Here is a 23,096-nt window from a genome sequence, read left to right as displayed (position 1 = left end):
TCCGGCCAACAGGACCTGGGGGTGGCCGGTCTGCGCCCCCGCCTGCACGCCAACCTGGCAGCCCTGCGCACCCTGCGCCAGATCCAGAGTCAGGCACGGCCGGCCACCACACAGGAGCAGCAGGTGCTCGCCCGCTGGTCGGGGTGGGGGGCCATCGCCCAGCAGGCGTTCAGCGCGTCCCACGCCGCTGAGTACGCAGCCGAGCAGGCGGAACTGCGCTCCCTGCTGGACAAGGACGAGTACGCCGCGGCCAAGCGCAGCACCCTCAACGCCCACTACACCGACGCCGCCCTGGTCCAGGCCATGTGGGGGGCCCTGAGGGATCTGGGAGTGCAGGGCGGCAACGTCCTCGAGCCCGGCTGCGGATCGGGCAACTTCGTGGGCTTCGCCCCGTCCGGGGTGCACATGACGGGCGTGGAGCTGGACTCCACCACCGCCGCCATCGCCTCCCTGCTCTACCCCGATGCGCGGGTGCGCAACGAGTCCTTCGTGGAAACCCTCGCACCGCAGGGCGTCTTCGACGCCGTGGTGGGCAACGTGCCCTTCGGTGACCACAAGCTCTACGACCCCGAGTACAACGCCGACCGTTCCCTGTCCATCCACAACCACTTCATCGTCAAGTCGTTGGACCTGACCAAGCCCGGCGGCGTGGTGGCGGTGGTGACCTCCCACCACACCATGGACAACGAGACCGAGGAGGTTCGGGCTCGTATCGCCACGCAGGCCGATGTGCTGGGTGTGGTGCGCCTGCCCTCCTCGGCCCACCAGGAAGCCGCCGGCACCAAGGTCGTCACCGACATCATGGTGCTGCGCAAGCGCTCGGCCGGGGAGCAGAGCGCCCATCTGGCGCCGATCACCGACGGGGTCCGCGACGTGGCCGCCCAGGACGCCGCGGTGGACGTGCCCGTGCACGTCAACACCTACTTCGACGCCCACCCCGAGCACGTGCTGGGAAAGGTGGGCTGGCGCAGTGGCCAGTTCGGCCCGGAGCTGGAGGTGCACGGTCCGGCCGAAGGCCTGGCCGAGCGTGTGCGTGCGGCTCTGGGCGACATCGTGGCCCGGGCCGAGGAGGCCGGTCTGGGCGCGGTGCCAGCGCCCGCCGGAACCCCGCGCCTGAACCTGGCCGAAGTCGGCCAGGGCCGCTACGAGGGCCTGATCCAGGTCGATGAGCGCGGGCAGCTGACGCGCATGCGCCGGGGGATGCCGGAAGAGTACTCCCCCAAGCAGGAACGCCAGGAACTCATCGCACTGGTGCGCCTGCGCGACACCGTCCTGGAGCTGATGGACAGCGAACAGGCCACCCGCGTGGAGACCCCCCACATCACGGAGCTGCGCCGGCGCCTGAACACCCAGTACGACGCCTATGTGGACACCTACGGCCACATCAACCGGCGCCGTGTGGACAAGAACGGGGTGGCCTCGCGCCCCTCCCAGGGAATGTTCCGCTTCGATCCCCTGGCGGCGTACGTCTTCGGGTTGGAGGAGTACGACACCGACACCCACACCGCCATCAAGACCAAGGTGTTCTTCTCCCGGGTCCTGAACCCGCCGGTGGCGGTGGAGCGCGCGGAGAACCCGCGCGATGCGCTGTACACGTCCCTGCGCGAGAGCGGTGCGGTCGACCTGGACCGTGTCGCCTCGCTGCTCGGGCTGAGCTCAACCGGGCGGGCGCGCGCGGCCCTGGGCGAGTTGGTCTTCGACGACCCCGCCACGGGCGAGTTGGTGTCGGCTCCGGCGTACCTGTCCGGCAACGTGCGTCTCAAGCTGCGGCAGGCACGTCAGGCGGCCGAGTCCGACCCGGAGCTGCGGGTGAACGTACGCGCCCTGGAGAAGGTGCAGCGCCCGGAACTGACCGCGGCCGAGATCCTGCCGCAGCTGGGCGCGGCGTGGATCCCCGATGAGGTCGTGCAGCAGTTCGCCCGTGAGGTGTTGGAGAACGACGAGATCGAGGTCGTCTACACCGGGGAGGGCAAGTGGTGGGTCAGCGACCACGGCGAGAACTCCCATCAGGCCCGCACCGTGTACGGCACCAAGCATCAGCGGGCCAATGAGCTGCTGGCAACGGCCCTGAACATGAAGTCCGTGCAGGTGAGGACCCAGGACGAAGACGGCCGCCGCCACGTGGACCTGAAGGCCTCCGCCAACGCCGAGGCCAAGATGCAGGCGCTGCGGGAGCGCTTCAACACCTGGTTGTGGCAGGATCCCGCGCGCACCAGCGAACTGGTCGAGAGGTACAACGAGCAGTTCAACTCGTTGCGGCTGCGCAGCTACGACGAGGAAGTGCGCCTGGACCGGGTCTTCCCCGGCGTGGACGCCGGCTTCGAGCCCCGCCCCCACCAGATCGCCGCGGTGGAACGGGTCCTGGCCGAGGACGCGGTCCTGCTCGCGCACAGCACCGGTGCGGGCAAGACCTCGGAGATCATCATGGCGGCGATGGAGGCCCGCCGCCTGGGGCAGGCCAACAAGCCTGCGATCGTGGTCCCCAACAACGTCATCGAGCAGTTCGCGGGCGAGTTCAGGCAGCGCTACCCCAACGCGCGCATCCTGGTCGCCGACAAGCAGAAGATGGGCTCGCAGTACCGGCAGGAGTTCCTGTCCCAAGTGGCCATGGGCGACTGGGACGCGGTGATCTTCACGCACGAGCAGTTCGAGAAGATCCCGATGAACCCCGAGACGCGGCGGCGGCGTCTGACGGAGGACTACAACCGCCTCCAGACGCGCTTCGAGCGCCTGGAGGGGGACTCGGTGGTCTCCAAGGCCACCATCAAGCAGGCCGAGCGGGCGGCGATCAAGGCCGAGCAGCGGCTCATCAGGCACCTGGAGAACGCAAAGGACCCGGGCATCACCTTCGAGCACACCGGCATCGACATGGTGGCGCTGGACGAGGCCCACAAATACAAGAACCTCTCGGTGATCTCGAACATCGTGGACGCGGCCAAGGTCTCCTCCAACCGCGCCGACGACATGCTGATGAAGTTCGACCACGTGCGCGAGGGCGGCGGCAAGCTGGTCATGGCCACCGCCACCCCGTTGGCCAACTCGATGTCGGAGATGTGGGTGTTCACCCGCTTCCTGAACCCGTCGTGGCTGGCCGAGCGGGACATGATGGACTTCGACCGGTGGGCGGCCACCTTCGGTGTGCTCCAGTCGATGCCCGAGACCGACGAAGCCAACCAGCTCGTGATGCGCACGCGCTTCGCGAAGTTCCGCAACGTCCCCGAGCTGGTGCTGGCCTGGTCGCAGTTCTGCGACACCAAGACCAAGAAGATGCTGAACCTGCCCGAGCCCGCTGTGGCCTGGTTCGACGAGCACGGTGCGCGCCATGAGGGCGCCCGCAGTCTGCTGGTCCCGCCCACACCCGAGCAGCTCGACTACCAGCTCAAGATCATCGAGCCGCGCATGGAGGCCTTCCGCCTAGGCTCCCCGTGGGTCATGGGCCACAGGATCGACGAGGCGACGGGCAAGTCCTACGAGGTCAAGGACATGACCTTGTGGATCGGCAACCACGCCCAGGCCAACTCCGTGGATCGGCGTCTGGCTCCGCACCCGCCCCAGATCACGCCGCTGGCGATGGAGGACCTGCACCGGTCCCTGGCGGAGATGGAGCGGTTCAACGCGCTGAAGTCCGAGGACCGCGAAGCGCGCATGCAGGAGTACCAGCAGCTCCTGCAGCACCGCTCCCGGGGCGCGGTGGACGACGCCGACCTGCCCGAGTGGTTCAACGCCATGTCGCTGGGCCTGACCAAGACCGACGTGGCCGCCAACCTGCTGTTCGAGGTCTGGGACAAGAACAAGGACCGCGTCTTCCTGGACCGCATCACCAAGCAGCCGCACCCGCGACCGGGCGCCCTGCAGCTGGTGTTCTGCGACTCAGGGGTGTGGAACAAGGACAAGGCGCGCGAGGGTGTCCAGTACACCGTCTACGAGGACCTGCGCGAGCGCCTGGTGGCGATGGGCATCCCCCGGGAGCAGATCCGCTTCCTGCAGGAGGCCGGGGACGACGACCGCAAGAAGGCCCAGATCTTCGAGGCCTGCCGGGACGGTCGCGTGTCGGTGCTCATCGGCAGCACCGAAGGCATGGGGGTGGGCACCAACGTCCAGGACCGCGCGGTGCACCTGCTGCACATGGACTGCCCCTGGCGGCCGTGCGACATCGAACAGCGCGAGGGGCGCATCGAGCGGCAGGGCAACCAGAGCGACGAGATCCAGATCACGCGCCTGACGACGGCCAACTCCTACGATGCCAAGAAGTGGTCGACCAACGCGCGCAAGGCCGGGTTCATCGGCCAGATCATGCGGGGCGAGGTCACTGAACGCGAGATCGACGACATCGACCCCCAGCAGGCCGACTTTGGCATGACGGCCGGCCTGGCCGCCAACAGCCCGCGCCAGCAGGCCTACGCCGTCGCCAGCCAGAAGCTGAGCATGGTCGAGATGGAATACCAGAACTGGCAGTCGAGCCAGGCCACCTCCCGCCAGGTGCTGAAGTGGATCCCTCACCGCATCACCGAGGCCGACGCCTTCCTCTCCGAGCTGGACGCGGTGTTGGACAAGCGCGTCTCCACCCGCGGGGACGACTTCCGCCTGCAGGTGGGCGAGCAGGTCCTGGACAAGCGCAAGGACGCCGGAACCGCCCTGAAGGCGGTCATCGCACGTGCGATGGACGCCCATCCCAGGGACGAGACGGTGACCGTGCACCCTGTGGGGCGTCTGGGCGGCCTGGAGTTCTCCGCCAGCATCGGCTACGACTCTTACGCACGGCGGATGTGGGCGGTGTTGTCCTTCGATGACCTGCCCGGGCGCAACTCCCTCACCGGGCTGGTCACCAACCGAGTGGCTCTGGGCACCCGGGAGGACGTGCTGGGAGCCAACCCGCTCTCGGTTTGCCAGAGCCTGGAACGCGTCCTGAACCAGGTCGAGTCGCTACGGGCGGACTACGCGACCTACCGGCAGGCCCAGGTCGACAGCGAACGCCAGGCCATGGCCCACCTGGAGATGGGCTTCGCCCACAGCGAGCTGCGTGAGGAGCTGCGCCAGGAGGTCGCCCGTCTGGAGGAGGAACTGGGCATCTCCCGCCAGGAGAGCGAGATCGCCGAGCCCGGTGAAACGGACGATATCGCTGTGGTGGCGGACGTGGATCCGGGTGTGGGTGCGCGCAGTGCCCCCCGGGGCAAGGTGACCGCGGTCGAACCTTCGCCCGGGCGACCGGCCGGGGGCGGTGGCGCCTCCTCCGGCACGGGGTCCGGTGCGGGAGCATCGGCCGCACGCGGTTCCGGCCACGCCGCGGAGCAGCCGGGCACCGATGTGGTGCGTGATGCGCAGGCAGCGATCAATGAGCTGTACGAGAGCACGCCCAAGAAGCGCCCTCAGCTGCGTGCGCGAGTGCAGGTGCGCATCCTGAACGCCATCAAGGCGGGCACAGACGCAGCGATGATCGGCAGTCTGCTCGCGTCGGCGCACATGTCCGACACCAGCGGCCCCTGGGACAAACCGGATCAGCTGGCCAAGTTGGGGCTGCTGCCCGATCCGGAAGCGGGGGAGGCGGCCCCGACGGCGGCCGCGCCGACCCAGCAGTCCGCAACGCCCGTCCGCGACCGGGCTGGCGGCGAGAAGGACGTGCCCCCCGGGCAGGGCGAAGAAGTTCTGAGTGTGCTCGGGCGCGCCCGCAAGGCCCTGGAGGAGCAGCACCAGTCCTACCGCATGGGCAACCGGGAGGCACGGCTCGAAGCCGCCACCAAGGTCCGGGTGCGGCTGAAGGATCTGACGCACGCGGTCGAGCTCGGGGAGGAGGACCGCGAAGCTGCCCTGGAGGTCTTCGCGTCCTTCAACAGGGCCAACCCTGAGGCGGCCTACGCCATGGAGCCCTGGCGCGAGCGCATCGCGGTGCCCTCCACCCACAGCCCCCACTTCGACCAGGCCCTGATCCTCTTGCACGACCGGGACCAGAGCACCGTGCAGGTGCCCCCGCACCTGGTCGAAGACCTGCAAGGGCTCCTGTACCGGCGCGGGTTCGAGCCGGGTGAGACCAACCTGCTCTGGTCGCTACCCACCGACCTCACGAAGGTCCGCGAGGAGAAGCTCGGCCTGTTCCTTCGTGACCTGGACGAACACGCGGGCGTGGAACGGATGCGCACCGCCCACTACGAACGGCTGCGTGAGCGAGCCCTGAGCGGCCGCGAAGGAGCCGATCAGGGCTGGGAGCAGACCGACGCGGATCTGCGCGAGCGTGTGCACCACCTCCTTGCCGACAACAATCTCCACCAGGCGTGGGAGGAGATCGCCGCGCGCGTGGCGGAGCTGCGCTCCGCGGAGGACCCCCTGCCCGAGGCCGAACTCGCCGAGCTGCCCGTCGGACGCCTGCGTTCCCAGGTCCTCATCCAGGCACGGCGCAACGAGCGCGCCCTGGACCAAGAGACTGGGAAGCGTGCGGAGCTCTCCCCTGATCAGCGCGAGGAACTCGCCCGCCGCTACCGCCGGTCCTGCCCGCACCTGGACGAGGACCAGATCCGGGTCCGCCTTGAGGCCTCCGCCGACCAGATCACGGTGCTGCGCAATGCCTACGCTGCGGTCGAGAACCTGGGAGGGGGATTCGGGCACACGCTTCGGAGTGGTCGGTGGCAGGTGGAGGGCCTGGCCAAGGAGGTCGCCAAGACCCTGGGTGCGGAGCCTGCGCGACAAGTCCTGGCCGCGGCCAACGAGATCGACCCGGCCCACGCCTGGGCACGGGAGAGCCTGCGCACGCAGTGGGCACTGGAGAACCAGGACGACACCGCTGAGCCGCCGTTGCTGGCCTTCAGCGACCACGGAAACACCTTCAGGGTGTATGTGTCCGTGCACACCCCCCAGCCTGTGCGCCGGCTGCTGGCCGAGCACGGGTGGCACGGCATGGGCGGCCCGCTGGACCCGTGGCTGACCCTGGAAACGGATACCGACTCCGACCTCCAGGCGCAGCGTGAGGCCGGGCTGGCCAGCACCCTGATGGCCCTGGACGCCCTGGACGAGCCGGTCAGCCGCGTCAACGTGTTCCACTGGCTCCAAAAGCGCGACCGGGTGCAGGAGTACGCGGCGCTGGTGCAGCAGGAACCGCAACTGCGCGAGCAGGTCAATGCCCTGATGGGCAGTGACGAGGTGCGCCGGGCGGTGCATCTGGTGCTGGAGCACCTGGAGCTGCGCCGCTCCACCGCCCGAGTGGAGGAGACGTTCAACGAGGAACCGTTCGCCCTGCATCTGGACCTGATGGCGACGGGCTTTCGCAACGAGGCAGAGCTCAACGACGAGCTTGCCGCCCTGTCTGCGCACGACGAGGACGCCCGCTACCACCTGGCCGGGGCCTACTGGCAGAAGTGCCCGCACCTGACGCTGGAGCAGATCGCCGCACGCGTGGGCCACGATGTGGCGGACCTGGTCCCTGCGGGTGAGCACGGGCTCATGTACGCGCTGGAGCAGGGTGGTGCCCGCGAGCGCGCCACCGCACCCGTGCGGGATGTCTTCACCCCGGTGCGCGAGGCCATCGAGCAGCTGCGTGCCCTGCAGGGCGGGGCACCCCGCTCAGCGCAGAGGTTCAACCTCAACCAGGCCCGTGTCGGGTTCGACAACACCCTGGCCGCGGTCGAGGCAGAGCCGGGCATCGACCGCGGCGGTGTGGCGGAGATGTTCGTCCTGGCCAACCGGGCCGACCCCGGGGGCGCGTGGAAGCGCGAGGAGATGCGCTCGGTCGCGCTGTATCCCGTCGAGCGCTACGACGAGGGCGCTCCGATCCTGGAGGTGCGCGAGGGTCGACCGGTCACGGTGAGGCTGTTGGTGGAGGCCGACCAGGTCCCCGCCGCCCTGTGGAACACCCTGGAGGAGCTGAAGTTCTCCCAGCGCAGGTCCGATTCCTCCGGCATGTACTCGCTGCCCGGCAACCTGGGATCCGACAAGGCCGCGGACCGGTTGAACGCCCTGGTGGCTGCGTGCGATGAGGCCGGAGTGGGGCTGATCACCCACGCGCAGAACGAGGAGCGTCGGCGTGCACGTGACAACGCCGCCTGGCAGGCCCGCCAGGAGCGCCTGGCTGTGGTCGAGGCGCGCACACCCCAGGTGCGCGCCTCGGTCACGGCTCTGCGCGAGGGTGGCCGACTGCGTGATGCGGTGGAGGCGATCGAGGCCCACTGGACCGAGCTGGAGCTAATGGGCCAGCGCGAGTGGCAGGGGCTGGGTGACGCCAAGAAGCACGAGCTGTGGCCACTGCGCCAGGAGTTGATGGACCAGGGCAAGGAACATCACGCTGCGCTGAAGGAGGAGTACGGCAAGGCCGACCTGGCCGGCCAGGTGGAGGGGGTGCGGCGCATGCTGGTGGAGTGTCCGCACCTGCGCCGTTCCGAGATCGAGACGGCTCTGGCCCAAGGCGAGGAGAAACTCGCCCGGCAGCGGATGGAGCAGGACCCGCCGGCTCCCGTGGAGGCTGAGTCCTCCCAGGAGACCCCACCGGTGCTGCTGTCCCGGGAACCGGGCCCCCGCACCCCGGTCTCCCTGGAGCTGGACTCCGCCGAGGCCGAACAGGACCGTGCCCTGGTCGCGGAGTTGACCTCCTCCTGGGCGCACTGGCGTTCCGGAGAGCGCACGGGCGCCGAGCACGAGCGGGTCCGGGCCCAGGTGCGCCTGGAAGTGCAGGCGCGCCTTGACCAGGGCCGGTGGGGGCCGGCCTGGCGGCTGCTGCAGGGCGCCCGGTGCGTGGACCCCCAGGGTGTGTCCGCCTACACCTCACTTGACGCCGACAGGCACGAGGAGATGCGTGAGCTGGCGTGGCACGTGCTCGCCGACGGACCGGGCGACCCCGACATGGAGCGCCTGGCCTTCGAGGCAGCCGACCAGGCGCTGTCCGCTCCCGGTGTGCCCGCCGTCGGTTACCGCACGCCGTTCCGCACGACCCTCCTCAAGCTCATGCACGCCGGCCTGTGGCAGAGCGCTGACGAGCTGATCACGCTGGGCCGGGCCCGCGGCGCCGACACCTCACAGGCGAGCGAGCAGCTGCGGGGGCAGATGCTGGAAGGGCTGCTGCGCGTTCCGGCCGACAACCAGCTGCTGCCCCAGCCCCAACCCCCGGCGCCGGTGTGGGCCCGGGCCTTCGGCCGGCTGGGCACCAGCACCGTGTACGAACGCGAAACCAAGGACCGCAACCGCGACGCGGTCTCCTCCCACCGCGGAGCCTTGTTCACCTCGGAGCTGTTCACCCTGTGGGCGAACAACCACGGGACCGCAGCCCTGGCTCTGATCGAGCACGCCAACCACCGCGATCCGGCCCGGGCCTGGCACCACGAGGAACTGCGCTCGCGCATGCTCTTCTCGGCGCTGCCGCAGGCTGCGAACCTGGTCAGGATTGTTCACACCGAGGCGGGCACCCACGTTCTGGGCCTGGAGGACAGGGCGGGCATCGCCTGGGACTCCCCCGCCGGCCAAGCCCTGAAGGAGGCGAAGTTCTCCAAGGGGCGCAGGAACGACGCCAAGCACCTGTGGTACCTGAACTCCACCACCAGCCTGGAGGTGCGCACCGTACGGGTGGGCCAGCTGATCAGCCTGTTGGACCGGTCGGGCGTCCCCCACATCACCGAGAGCCGCTTCCAGGCCCTGGCAGCGGACGCCGATGCCGCTGTGAACCAGGACGTGAGCCTGAAGGAGATGATCGTCCAGGCCCATCGTGAGGTGGAGGAGCTGGCCGGGCAGGCCCAGCACAAGTCGGCGCTGCAGGCGATCCGCAAACACCTGGAGTTCGGGCAGCTGATGCCCTCGGTCAACTCGCAGGAGGCTTTCGGGCTGTCCGGGGTACGCGAGGACATCATGGAGGAGGCCCGCGCCCTGGGAGGCAAGGCCCGCCTGCGCTACCAGAAGGCCAAGCGGGAGGGGGCCCGTCCCAGTGAGCTGCTGCGGCTGCTGGAGGACTTCACCGGACAGCACCCCCAGGGTGAGGACGTGCGCGATGTGCGCTCCCTGCGCACATCCTTGGAGGGCCGGGTCCGTGACGGCGACCTGCCGCTGAGGTCGGAGGTCGCGGTGGAGTCCGCGCCGGAGCCGGCGCGGACTCCACACCAGGACGCTCCGGAGCGGGAGGGCGCCCCCATGGTTGCCAGGGCCGAGAGCCCGCCCGCCCCGCAGCCCGAACATGCTGCACAGGCCCCCTCCCCGGAGCACCTGCGGGAGCGCACCCGTGAGCTGCTCGAGGCGTTGGACGGTCCCGAGCGTGTGCGAACGCGCGGCCCGCTGCTGCAGCACATGACCGAGATCGAACGCCTGCGAGGAACCGCCCCGGCGCTGCAGGTGATGCGTGAGGCCAACCGGATCGACCCCCAGGGACGGCTGGAGCGCGAACGCCACCGCAGCGCCATGGTCCTGTCCGAGCTCGAGCACACCGAGCTCCCGCGGGTCATGGTCTTCGACACCGACCAGATGGACACCGCCGGCCTGGTGCACCTGGCCATGCCCGAGAACGCCCCCGCGCAGGTACTCGATGAACTCGCCCGGCTGGGATGGCGTAACACCGGCGCCGGCTTCACCAACAGGTCCTTGTACCAGTCCGACCTGGGTCAGGGAGAGCAGCTGGCAGACCGGCTCGCCCAGACCTGGCAGGCGCTGGAGGAGTTGGTCCCGGAGCCGGAGTTCGCTCTGGCGCAGGTGTGGGAGCAGCAGGCCGAACCTCTGCGCCGGGTGGTGGAGGCGGCCTTGAGCGCGCGCATCCAGGAGCTGCACGCCCATGGGCGCCTGGACTACGTGCGAGAGGCGCCGCTTTTTTCCCGCAACCTGGAGATGCTGCGCCTGAACGGGACCCTGGATGAAGGCTGGCAGGCATTCTTCGGCTCCAGCGTGCGCGAGGTCGTGTATGCGGAGTTCGGCGGGGCGGTACAGCTGACCCGAAACCAGTTGCACTGCACCTACCTGGGAGCGGCGCTGGAGATGGAACTTCCGCCGCAGGAGAGCACCGCCGCCGCGCGGTCTCGCCAGGTTCTGGCCCACCTGGAAAAAGCCACCGTCGAGCGGGACTGGCTGCGCGACCGGCTCCTGGGCTTGTTGCCGCAGGCAGCCGCGGAGCTCTCGCCTGAGGGCTTCTACCGCCTGGTCAAGGACGCCAACCAGGCCGACCCCCACGGACGGTGGGAGCGGGAGAAAGTACGCTCCATCGTCCTGTTCCCCAACGACCACGAGCAGAGCGACTGGCCCGTCATACCGCGCTTCGTCGTCGACCCCTACAGTGCGTTCCCCCTCCGCTCCCCCTACCCGGTCGACGACTCACTCGCGATCCTGTCCACTCCGCCCCTGGTCAAGCAGGTGGGCCCGACCTGGACCCAGTACGCGCTGGACAGGCCTGTGCCGCCCGGTCAGCAGCGGGAACTGGTGGAGGAGGTTATGCGCCAGCTCGAGGAGTTGGGTGTGCCCGTCATCACGAACGAGCAGCACGCAGCGTGGCAGGAGCATCAGCGCACGGCCCCCGCCACCCAGCTGAGGACGAAGCAGGGTGAGCAGCTGGCACAGCGCGCCCACACCGCCGCCGAGGCCCTCGCCGACGCAGCCACTCCCACCGCACGCACGGCGGCCCGGGAACTGGCCGGGCAGGTGCGGGCCTCGGCTGCGAGCGACCGGGCGCTGTCCGTGCTGGACCTGGCCAACCGCCATGACCCCGCTGGGGCGTGGGAGCGCGAGGAAGACCGCTCCCAGTGGGCTCTGCCGACCAGCGCCGCGCTCGGGTTCACCGCCGCTGTGGTGGTGGACCACACCGACAGGCACACGCGCGTGTATGTGCCCTCGGCGGTGGGCTCGGACGTGCGCAGGCGCCTGGAGGAGCTGCACTTCACCGCTGGACAGGACCACGGCCGGCTCGGGCCGCAGACCGGCGCCGGGATGCTGGCGCTGCCCGCCCGCCTGGACCTGGAGGAGCGCACCGCGCTGGTGGGCCAGGCCCTGGCCTACCTGGGTGAGGTCGACCAGCCGCGGATGACCTACGCCCACTGGCGGCGCCGCCACGAGATCGGCCAGTCTTTGCCCATCTCCAGCGTCCGCGGACAGGATCGGGCCGAGGCCGCCGACGCACGCAACCACCCTTCCTACCGGCGTGCGGACCTGGCCGCCTACCGGTGGTCTTCCCACCCTGCGGCCGACGTCGAGGAACGGTTCACCGCCGCGGTCCGACGTCTGCTCACCGACACCACCCCGGCCACCGCTCTGGACCTGGTCAGCCGGGTCGAGCAGGCCGGCCTGCCGCTGCCGCAGGAGATGATGCGGCTGCGCGATGAGCTGTCCACCCCGCTGCAGGTCGACCTGCACCTGGTGGCCACCGGCGGCACCTATCCCGGGCAGGTCGACCTCCTGCGCGATCCGAGCGCCTCCCAGGTGCGCCTGTCGCGGGCGACCATGGAGCAGCTGGACGTGGATCTGGCCTCCCATGTCACCAACTGGCCTGCAGAGGGCCCGTTCCCGACGTTCGTGCTGTCCAGGAACGAGCACTCCGACGGCTACTTGCTGCACCAGCTCGGCGACCAGGCCCAGCAGGGTGTGCGCCTGGACCCCGATGAGCAGGACATGTTCGTCCTGGACCGGGCCTGGGGCGGGGTGGCGCTGCGCGAACCCCACCCGGCCGGGGACCGGCTCGATTGGCCCGGACGCGACGACGAGAACCTGCATCGTCTGCTGGCCACACCGCAGATCGCACGCCTGGACGTGCCCCCGGTGGTGGCCCAGGAGCTGCTCTCGCCCCCCGAGGAGCCTGTGGCGCGTGCTGCCTTCTGGCTCACCAGCAGCAACAAGGTGAGCGAGCTGGTCGAGCAGGGATCGCACAGTGAGGCCGTGCGCGTGCTCGATTCCCTGGGAGAGGCGTGCCGCACACCGGGCGAGTACGAGCTGTGGGCGCGCCACCACCGGGCCCTGGCGCTGGCACTCAAACGTCCCCAGCAGGTGATCGCCAGCGACGACTTCGCCAGCAAGATCCGCGCCGATCTCCATGCCCGGTACCTGCTGGCCTGGCACACTCAGCAGCCGAAGCAGCAGTCCGCGCGGATGCTCGAGCGGGCCGGGGAGCGCATGCTCGACGCCGTCGTGGCGGCCCCCGATGACCTGCAACTGTTCTGGCGGGGGCGCAGCCTGTCCCAGAACACCCGGGCCTGGGACGACGCGCATGAGCACATGCGTCTCAGGAGGCCGCTGCCCGAGGACGTGGTCGAGCGGATGCGCGAACGGGGCATCACCCTGCCCTACGCCAATGCCGAGCACACCCCCGCCTTCCCGATCGAGGAGAAGGACCTGGCCCTGCCCGGCGAGCAGGTGCCCTTGGACGCAGCCACGGTCCGGGCCCGCCGCGCTTGGGCCCACCAGGTCGCCCTGACTGCCTGGCAAGACCTGGACGCACTGGACCGCCTCATGGAGAGGTCCCCCTACCGCACCTCGCCGTTCACCGGCTCGGAGGTTCGCAGCAGTGAGGCCTCCTCGCCGGCGGCGCCGTGGGCGGGTCGCCCCTCGGTGGACGACCGTGTGTTCGTCTACACCTGGGCCCGGCGTACCCGCGCCGACCTGGCCCCGCCCACCGTCGAACAGGCCTTGGCCGAGGCGCGGTCCCTGAGGCTGGACAACCACCCGGAGGCAGCCCGGAAGTGGCTGCACGCCTACAGCGACCTGACGGCTGGCTATGAGTACGCCCGGGCCGGGCTTCCCGAGTTGGGCCGCGAGGAGACCCGCGCCCTGGACGAGGCGTTCAGTCGGGAAGCCGGCGGCGCCGAGCATCTGCAGGCCCACGCCCAGCGCGCCTTCGACCACTACTGGCAGCGGGGCGAGTTCACCAAGGCTGCGGCGGAGATGGACCTGGGCGGCCGGGAGCTGTTCCTGACCGACCTCGAGCGGTCCGGCGTAGTCGCCCAACGGTACTGGGCCGAGTTCCAGGCCACCGTGCCCGTCGCCCAAGGGCTGTTCGATGCGGGAGAGCTGCACCAGGCGGCCACCGCGATCGACGACTTCCACCACCGGTGGTCGGGCTTGGACCATCTCAACTCCCAGGTCAAGCACCATGGGGCCAAGGTGGGGGATTCCCAGGCGCTGTTGTCGCTGCGCTATGAGATTCAGGCCGAGGTCTCAGAGCGCTCGGGGCGGCGGTTGCGGTCCCAGATCGCACAGGCCTATTCCGAGGGCGAGACCGCCCACGCGGCCCGGCTCTACGCCGACTACGAGCGCATGGCGGGACCGGACTCCCTGGCCTCCTACAGTCCCTTCACCGACGAGGTCGCCCAGGAGCTGCGCCAGTTCGCGGCCGCCGTCCCCTCCGCGGACGCCAGCCCTGAGCCCGCGGCACCGGCCGCGGAGCAGAGCCTCTCCACGAATCCCACGTCCGCATCCCAGGACGACCAGGCCGCCGACAGCCGGATCCGCGAGGCCATCGCTGCCCTGGATGCCAGGGTCACCACGCCAGGAGCGGACTTCTCGGCCGAGCGCGCCCAACTCCTGCACGCGCTCGAGGAAACGGGCCCCGCCCTCGACTCCTGGTTCGTGGAGGAGTTGTTCGCCCAGGCCAACGCTGTCGATCCGGTCGGCGCCTGGGAGCGGGAAGCGGCCCGGGCGCGGATCCTCTACACCGATCCCGGCGAATCGGAGGTGGCGCGGGCGCTGGTGTTCGACCACACCGCGGACCACACCACTGTCTCTGGCACCTTCAGGGCGGATTCGGCCACCACGCAGGCGCTGGCCCGGTTCGGTTTCTCCCCCGCAGAGCACGCCCATGTGCTCCGTCTGCCCGCCGAGTGGCCCCTGGCCCGTCGTGAGCAGACTCTGGGCCTGGCGTTGGCGGCGCTGGACACCGTGGGGTTGCGCCCACACCCGCGTATGCCCCTGGCGCACGCAGAACACCTGAACCGGGCGGGCTTGGAACACCAGGCACAGGAGCTGAACGGCCGGCGCGAGGAGGTGTTGGCCGAGGCCCGGTCCCTGACCGGGAAGGGCGACTTCCGCGCAGCCGAGCGACGACTGCGCGAGCACATGGAGGACGCCTACCGGCTGAACGCCGCCGAGTTGGGCGCTGAGGACGAGCACCCGGTGGAACAGGCTCGCCAACGGCTCCTGGAAGTCTCCGCGCAGCGTGTGCAGACCTTGGCCGAGCGCCTGCCGAAGCTCGAGGGCCCCGAGCACGAGGGGGGTCGGGCACGCCTGGCACGGCAGCTGTGGAACCAGTGCGCCCACCTGGACGTGGAAGGGCTGCTGTACGTCCTGATGCCCTCCTGGCAGGACCAGGAAGGTGTGCGAGGTGCCCTGCCCCACCTCGAGGAGGTCGCCCGCGCCCTGGACGCCAGCGACTTCCCGCGCGCACGCCGGGCGCGCAGCCAGCTGACCGCCCAGATGTCCGCCCTGGTGCAAGCCGAGGACCACCAGGCGGTGGTTGTGCTTTCGCGGATGGCCAACGCGATCGACCCCCTGGGCAGGGCCGAACGGCAGACACCCCGGGACCGCTCGCTGGCCGCGACCGGCCAGGTGCCGCCGGAAGCCGTGCGCATGGTCTTCACTGACGCACGCGCCCTGCGTGTGGAAGGCGTCGGGGACGGGCCCGAACATGAAGACGCACGGATGGTGCTGGCCACCCACGACATGGTCCCCCTCGGCCAGGGGCGGTGGCGACCCTCGGCCGAGCTGCACTTCCCGACCCGTCCCAGCATCCGCCTGTCCATGCTCTACCGGCGCCTGACCGAGGACTTCGAGACCCACGAGGTGCCCTTCGTCAGCGCGCAGGTGGCCAAGCAGTACGACCTCGACAACGCCGAGCAGGCGGCGGCGCCGGGCCAGGAGCCCAGTGCCCGCGCTGCGGCTTCGCCCCCGGCCGCCGCTGCCTCGGCACCCGCCCCCGAGCCCGCCGCGGAGATGCCCTCGTGGGTGGCCGAGCCCCTGGCCGGCGCCGAACACACTCTGACCGCCCTGCGCGGGACGGCTCGATTGCATTCCCGTGAGCGGGTCCAGTTGCGTCGGGCCCTGAACGACCACCTGGGCACACTCGTGTACTACCGCCGCTTCTCCGAGGTCATGGACCTGGTGGGCCGGGCTGACGACCCTGCCCTGGACTCCGCGCACGCCCTGGACCGGCTGACCCTGCACTCGCTGGCGGCGGCAGGGATGGACACGGCTCTGCCCGAGCGTGCCGTGCACCTGGACCACGACCCGGTCGGCCGTACCCGTGTACACAACGTCCCCGAGGACCCGCAGTTGCAGAGGGTGCTGCGCGCCAACAAGTTCGCCCCGGCCAAGGACGAACAGAGCGGCGTGTGGCAGTTGCAGGACTGGAAGGAGCCCACCCGTCTGAAGTGGGCCCGCGCCGCCCTGTCCGAGCTGCGCCTGGACGGTCACTCTGTCATCAGCCGGGAGGCCTACCGGCTTCTCGACGAAGAGCCGAGGGAGCAGCGGCGCGCCAACCACGCCCTGGACAGGCTCAAGGCCGACCCGCAGGACCCGCAGGCCCGCCAGGAACTGACCCAGGCCCTGCAGGAGTGGGTGGAGACCGACCCCGCCGCCTCCCAGCGCGTCGGCGGGCTGTGCAACCAGGCCGACAACGCCGACCCCGAAGGGTGGCCCACGCGCATGCACGTGCGCGGCCTGGCCCGCTTCGCTCATGACCCCGAGGCGCTCCGGGGTGCGGTGCGCATCGACTACGACGGCGTCTCGACCAGTTCCCTGGTGCGCCTTCCCGCTGAAGGCGACTTCCAAGCCGCGGTCGACATCTTGCGGGGCAGGCCCTTCGGCTATGCCTACGACGAACAGGCGCAGGGCTGGAGTGCCTCGCGCCCCCGCGTCAAGGCTCATACCTACCGCGCACGGATGCTCGAGCTGATCGGTGAGCTGGAGACCGAGGGGCTGCTCGTGGTGAGCGAGAGCGCCCACCAGGCCCTGGCCGCCACCGCCCAGGCGGCGCCCGGGGCGGGCGAGCCCGATTCCGCTGCCTCGGTGCGATCCGCACACGAGCTCACCACGGCGTCGGCACCTGCGGTGGAGCCGACCGCCCCGGCTGGCACGACCGAGGCCGCCGACACCAACCCCACGAACGGCACAGCCGCCCCCGAACAGCTCATCGGCTCCCAGCCCGCGGAGGCCAGCACCGCACCGGAGCAGGACAGCCGCGTTGGCCCACCGCCGCCGAAGGCACCGGAGCCGGAGATGGTACCGGCACCGGAGGTGGTGACCACGCCGATGACCATCTCCTCCACCGGGCACGTGGGAGAGCCCTTCGACGTACTGCGCCTGCCCACCGCCCAGGTGCACCGGATCCGCGAGTTTCCCCCTCGAAAGCCCGGCGATCCCAGCACCTGGATGGTGGTCTACCGCACCGACAACAGCCGCGAACTGGTCGCCTACCTCGACCAGGATCCTGGCCTGGCCGAGGGCCAGCGCGTACAGGACCTTCTGCTGAAGGTCTCACGCCACACCTGGTGGACCCCCAAGCGGGGCCCCAACGCGGGCAAGCCCCAGCCGCGCACCGAGGTGGAGGTGGTCACGCCCCCCACCGGTGAGCGCCACGCCCCCACCCCGGAACAGCAGGCCATCATCACCGCGGCCAGCCAGCGCAAGAAACTGGGGATCATCGCCGGAGCCGGCACCGGCAAGACCACCACGATGACCCTGGTGGCCGAGAAGCTGGCAGCCGACGGCCGCAAGGGCACCCTGGTGGTGTTCGGTCGGGCCAACGCCCTCGACGCCGGACGCAAACTCGCCCACGTGCCCGTGCAGGTCGCCACCATGCACGCCCTGGCGCGCCGCGCCGTGGGTCGGCCCTTCGAGCGCCGCCTCCAAGGCGAAGCCACCCCCGACTGGGATGTCGTCGCCCGCCGGCTGGGGTTGAAGACCCTGGTCCTGGCGGACAAGAAAGTCCTGGAGGCGCGCGGCCTGGCGCGCCTGCTCAACCGCGCGGTGGAGACCTTCGAGCTCAGCGCCGACACCACCATCGGCGTCCAGCACATCAAACGCCCTCCGGGCATGAACGACCAGGCCTTCAAGCTGGTGCAACGCGCACTGGAGCCGCACCTGTCCCGGGCCTGGGACGACATGTGCGACCCCCACGGCACCCTGCTGCGCTTCCGGCACGACACCTACGTCAAGCTGTGGCACCTGTCCGGGGCACGCATCACCGTCGGTGACTTCCTCGTCATCGACGAAGCCCAGGACATGTCCCAGATCTTCCAAGCGATCCTGCAGGATCAGACGCACATGCAGCAGCTGCATGTGGGCGACCCCCATCAGGCCATCTTCGCTTTCCGGGGCCCTGGCAAGGCCTTGGAGAACCAGGACTTCGACGAGACGCTCACGCTCACGCAGTCCTTCCGGTACGGGCAAGCGGTAGCCGATGAGGCCAACAAGGTGCTGGCGGAGTTGGGCGCAGACTTCCGCCTGCGCGGCAACCCCGCTATGGACTCGGTGGTCCACGACGGCGACCTGGACCAGGCCGACGCCGTGCTCGTGCGCACCAACGCCGGGGCGTTCAGCGCCGCGGTCGCCGAACTGGGTGCCGGGCGCCGGGTCGCGATCCAGGGTGGCACCGAGGAGCTGGCGTCGCTGATCCGCGCCGCCCAGTCCCTGCAAGCGGGCCAGCGCACCTCCCACCTGGATCTGATGCGGTTCGAGTCCTGGGGGCAGGTGGTCAAGGAGGCCAACGAGCACCCCGAGGACCTGGGCCAGCTGGCGACGTTCGTCAAGCTGGTGGAGTCCTACGACCACGAAGACGGCATCGGTCGGATGCTCGAGCTGCTGGGGCAGATGGACGACGCCGACCCGGACGTGGTGGTGTGCACCGCGCACAAGGCCAAGGGCCTGGAGTGGCGCCGGGTGCGCATCGGTTTGGACTTCACCCTCCCGCCGGAAGCGGACCTGCCCGAGGGGCAGGTCGACGAGGACCGTGTCGGCGAACTCCGGCTGGCCTATGTGGCCATCACGCGCGGCCGCGATGAGGTCGTACGCGGGTCCCTGGCCAGCATCGACGAACTCGCCGCCGCACCGTCGGCGCCTTCGGCCCAGCCGCAGGCATCGTCGGCGCTGGAAGGGGCCCCCTCCGCTGCCCTCGCGCCGGAAGGGTCCCAGGAACCGGGCGAGGCGGCAGAGCCGGACCAGGACCGAGGAAGTCAGGGCCACCTGCACACCCAGGCCCCTGGGCCACTGGCGCACGCGCAGAGCACGCCAGTGCACTCGGACGGGGAGCAGATGAACGAGGTCGTGCGCCGAGCGCTCACCACGCACGTGGACAATCTGGCCTCCCAGGCCGAGGAGGACCAGCGGTTCCGCTCCCATGTCGCCACCATCACCGACCTCCAGGGCCGCCTGGTCCAGGCGGGAACCGTCGATCCGGGCACCGAGGCCGCTGCCCTGCCGTTCGCCTCCCAGCTCGCTGCGCTGCGAACCCGGGGTGAGCAGCGGGCGCATGAGCTGCGCCAGGAGATCGACGTCGAGCTGCGAAAGGTGCGGGTCGACCGTACCCGCGTCATGGAGCTGTTCTCACAGGTGGAGGCTGCCGTACCGGCATCGGAACTCTCCGATGCGGATCTGGCACGCCTGCGCGTGTCCTTGGAAGAGTTGCTGCACCAACCGACCCCTACCGCGGAAGGGCCCACCGTGGCGAAGACGCCTGCTTCCGAGACGCCCCGAGACGACGTCGAGCCGGAACTGGAGGACGGCGAGATGCTCATCGAGGCGCACTCGGTGGCGACCGGCGGCTCCTACCCCGCCTACTACCTGCCCTCCGCGTCCCCGGACCAGCCCGGGCGTATTCGGATGACACGCGAGACCCTCGGCCAGCTTCGCCAGGTTCTCAGCGAGGCGGATCCCGACCCCTTCGCCGCCCCCGAGATGCCCGAGTGGCCGCGCTTCCCCGTGGTAGAGGGCAGGGAGGACCCCGCCGCGGTGACCGGTTCGCGCTCCGGTGGGCTCGTGTGGTTGGACGCCAACGACCAGGGCCTGATCACCGTCCCCTTCGGCTTCGACGGCCTGACCGACACCGACGGGCGCTCGCTCCTGCATCTCCCGAGCCTGCCCGAACCCACTGGTCCGCTCCCTCTGCCCGAGACCGCGCCCCAGTTCGATCTGGAGGAGATGCCCTACAGCTCCGCCGACTGGGCCGATCAGGCGGTCCAGGCCTATACGACCCAACCCGAGACCGGGGTGGAACGCCTGGAGCAGGTCTCCCAGATCACCGCCCAGGTGAGCTCCCTCCTCCAGGACGGCCGCTGGCAGCACGCCGAACATGTGCTCCAGCGCGCCCTCGAAAACGCGACGAACCCGGCCGAGGCGCAGATCTGGGAGCGCGAGCAGTGGGCTCTGAGCTACGCGGTCAGGGTCGCCCCGGGCCTCCTGAACACCGCCGACGAACACGCGCTCCCCCACGTCCTCCGCGCGGTGCACAGCCAGGCTCGCCTACGGCTCGACCACTCCCACCCCACCCTGCACCAGGGGGCCTTCGAACGCCAGTCACTCTTTCCCGACACTCCCGCCGTCCTGTTCGCACCCTGGGCCATGTCGACTCTGGAGCCGATCCTGGCGGTGGAACAGGCTGGACTGCCCTCCGTGGCAGCTGATCTGTACCGCACCGCCGCGCACCAGGCGGCCAATCCGGGCGAGCGTAACTTCTGGGCCGCCCAGCACGAACTGATCCACGTGCCCGTCCAGTACCGTCACCTGCTGCACCAGGCCACCCAGTCGCCTGCCGACAGCCAAGAGCGCGAACAGTCCGTCCAGGCCCTGGCCCAGGCCGTCAACACCCAGCTCACCTTGCACCGCGGCCTGCCGGACGCCGGGGCGCCGCATCCACAGGAAGCGGCCCTCCACGCGCTGCACGCGCACATGCTTCAGCAGGCGCTGAGCGAGATCGCCCCCGAGGCGGCCCAGGCCACGCGCACCCAGGTCGACCAGGTGCGCGAGCAGCACACCTTCCAACCCCAGCCCAGCTGGTCGCAGCCGGCCCCCGCGGAGCACTTCGAGCGGACCCCGCGCCTGGCGGCGGGGGAGATCCCCGTTCAGGCGCACGTGGCCGCGACCCGTGCGTCCTACCCCGCCTACTACCTGCCCCCCAAGGACCTGCGCGAGCAGGGGCGAGTGCGCATGACCCCCGAACAGCTGGGACACCTGGTGGACCACTGGAAGGCCGCCGAAGGCGATCCCTACGGGCTGCCGGCCCTGCCCGACTGGCCCCGCTTCGGAGAGGGCTTCAACCAGCAGACTGGCCGCCGGGAGATCGACCTCGATACTCCGGACGGTTTCGTCGGGCTCTCCCCCGACGAAGACGGCCTGATCACCCTGCCCCTGAGCTTCGACGCCCTGACCGATGCCGAGGGTGCCCGGGTGCGCCCCCTGCCGCCCCTGCCCGCCACGGACCGCACCCTGTTGCCCCAGGCGCCCGACGAGGAGGCGCGTCGGCTGCACGGGCTCGGCGCGGAGGAACTCGAGTCGATCGCCCGCAACGACGAGGTCGGCGCCGGCCGCCTCGAGCAGTTCATCGGGCTGGGCCGCCTGACTTCCTCCATGGTCCGCTCCGGCGCCTGGCACGACATGGAAACCCTCCTCGAGAGCGCCCTGGAGAGCACCCCCGACCAGGGCGAGAAGGCCCTGGTGGAACGTGAGCTGTGGGCGCTGCGGTACGGCCTCGCCCACGCCACCTCCATCACCCCCGCAGGGACCCGGCACCCCGCGCTGGCACAGGTGGTGGTCGCGGCCCAGGTCCTGGCCCGCGACCACCTCACCCACCTGCGCCCCTCTTTCCAGGACTCTCCCTACGAACGAGCGGACCTGTACCCGCACACGCGAGCAGGGTGGCCTTCGCTCAACTCCCCGCACCGGGAGATCCACCGGTTGGAGAAGGCCGGGCTGGTGGTGGAGGCGCACCGCCTGTACCAGGAGGCCTACGCCGCGGCGCCTTCCCCCAACGAGCGCGCCTACTGGCAGGCCCAGACCGAACTGCCCTACGCCCCTCCCGAGTACCGACCACTGCTCAACTGGGCCCTCAACACCACCGCTGGCACCGATGACCACTACCGGGCCAGCTCCGCCCTGGCCCAGACCCTCAACGACCAGTACCACAACCCCATCGGCCCCCCCGAGGAGCGATCCGAGCGGCTCAACCAGCTCTATCTGGCGCTGCGCACGATCGACCCCGAAGCAGCCGCTGACGTCAACCCCGAGATCTTGGACCGACGCGAGGAACTCGGTGCCAGCGAAGACCCGATCTGGCTGGTGCCCGGCCCCTCGGTCACCGAGCAGCGCACCACCCTGCAACAGCTCGTCCCCCTGGCAGAGCACCGCGCCATGGCCCTGGCCCAGAACGGAGAACCGACCCGCGCCATCGAGGCGCTGGAGCACTTCCGGGCGCACCTGGGAGATTCTGCCGAGGGAGCCAAGGTCGACTCCTCCTCCCTGCGAGAGCTGTACGCGAAGCTAAGCGGCGCCCCGGCCCCCACCGCCACGGCGGACACGCCGACGCCCGCCCCCGCGGCGCGCGCCGAGAACGAACGCGCCGCACACCTGGCGGGAGCGACGGCCGCGAAGACGGTGTCCGCCCCCGAAACGGCCCCACCCACCCGCGCCGCGAGCACGCCCAGTGCGGCTGCTACCCAGCCCGCCTCCGCCCCCCATGAGCCCACGGTCAACAAGCAGGACTGGCAGGCGGCCACCGAAGCCTTCCAGCAGGCAGGCCGGGAACGCCAGGCCCGCAACTACAGCTCCGCGCTACAGCACCTGGCCCACGCACAGCGGCTCGATCCCACCCGCGCCTACCACTGGGAGCACGCCACCAACGTCGTGCGGGCCGACCAGGCGGCCGAGAATGCCGGGCACCTCATGCGCAAGGGCAAGTTCCAGGCCTCGCTGGCCTCTCTCAAGCAGGCACAGCGCCTGGACCCCAGCCGTGAGGAACTCTGGGACATGCGCCGAGCCCAGGTCAACCAGGCACGGCAGAACCGCCCCCAGGAAGGATCCGGAACGGCGAAGAAAGCCGGCACCGCCAAGCCGCGCCCCAAGAAGCCCGACCCCTCCGCCCAACGCGCCGCTTCGCCCTCGGCCCGCTCCGCCCAGGAACGCCGAGGGCAGGGACGCTGACCTCTAGATTCCACAGCGGGGCCGGAACACCACTCCGGCCCCGC

1 protein-coding gene is annotated in these 23,096 nt (G+C 70.4%); it reads left to right on the top strand.

Going from position 1 to position 23,096, the window contains the following annotated elements; translation table 11 throughout:
- Positions 1 to 21 precede the first annotated feature (21 nt).
- Entirely contained in the window at positions 22 to 23,052 is a 23,031-nt protein-coding gene (locus tag ABZ234_RS07940) for an AAA family ATPase (RefSeq protein WP_355011472.1), read from the top strand.
- The last annotated feature ends 44 nt before the right edge of the window (positions 23,053 to 23,096 follow it).

The organism is Nocardiopsis sp. NPDC006198, from assembly GCF_040613895.1.
Classification (GTDB): domain Bacteria; phylum Actinomycetota; class Actinomycetes; order Streptosporangiales; family Streptosporangiaceae; genus Nocardiopsis; species Nocardiopsis tropica.
This window is presented reverse-complemented; position numbering and strand designations above follow the sequence as displayed.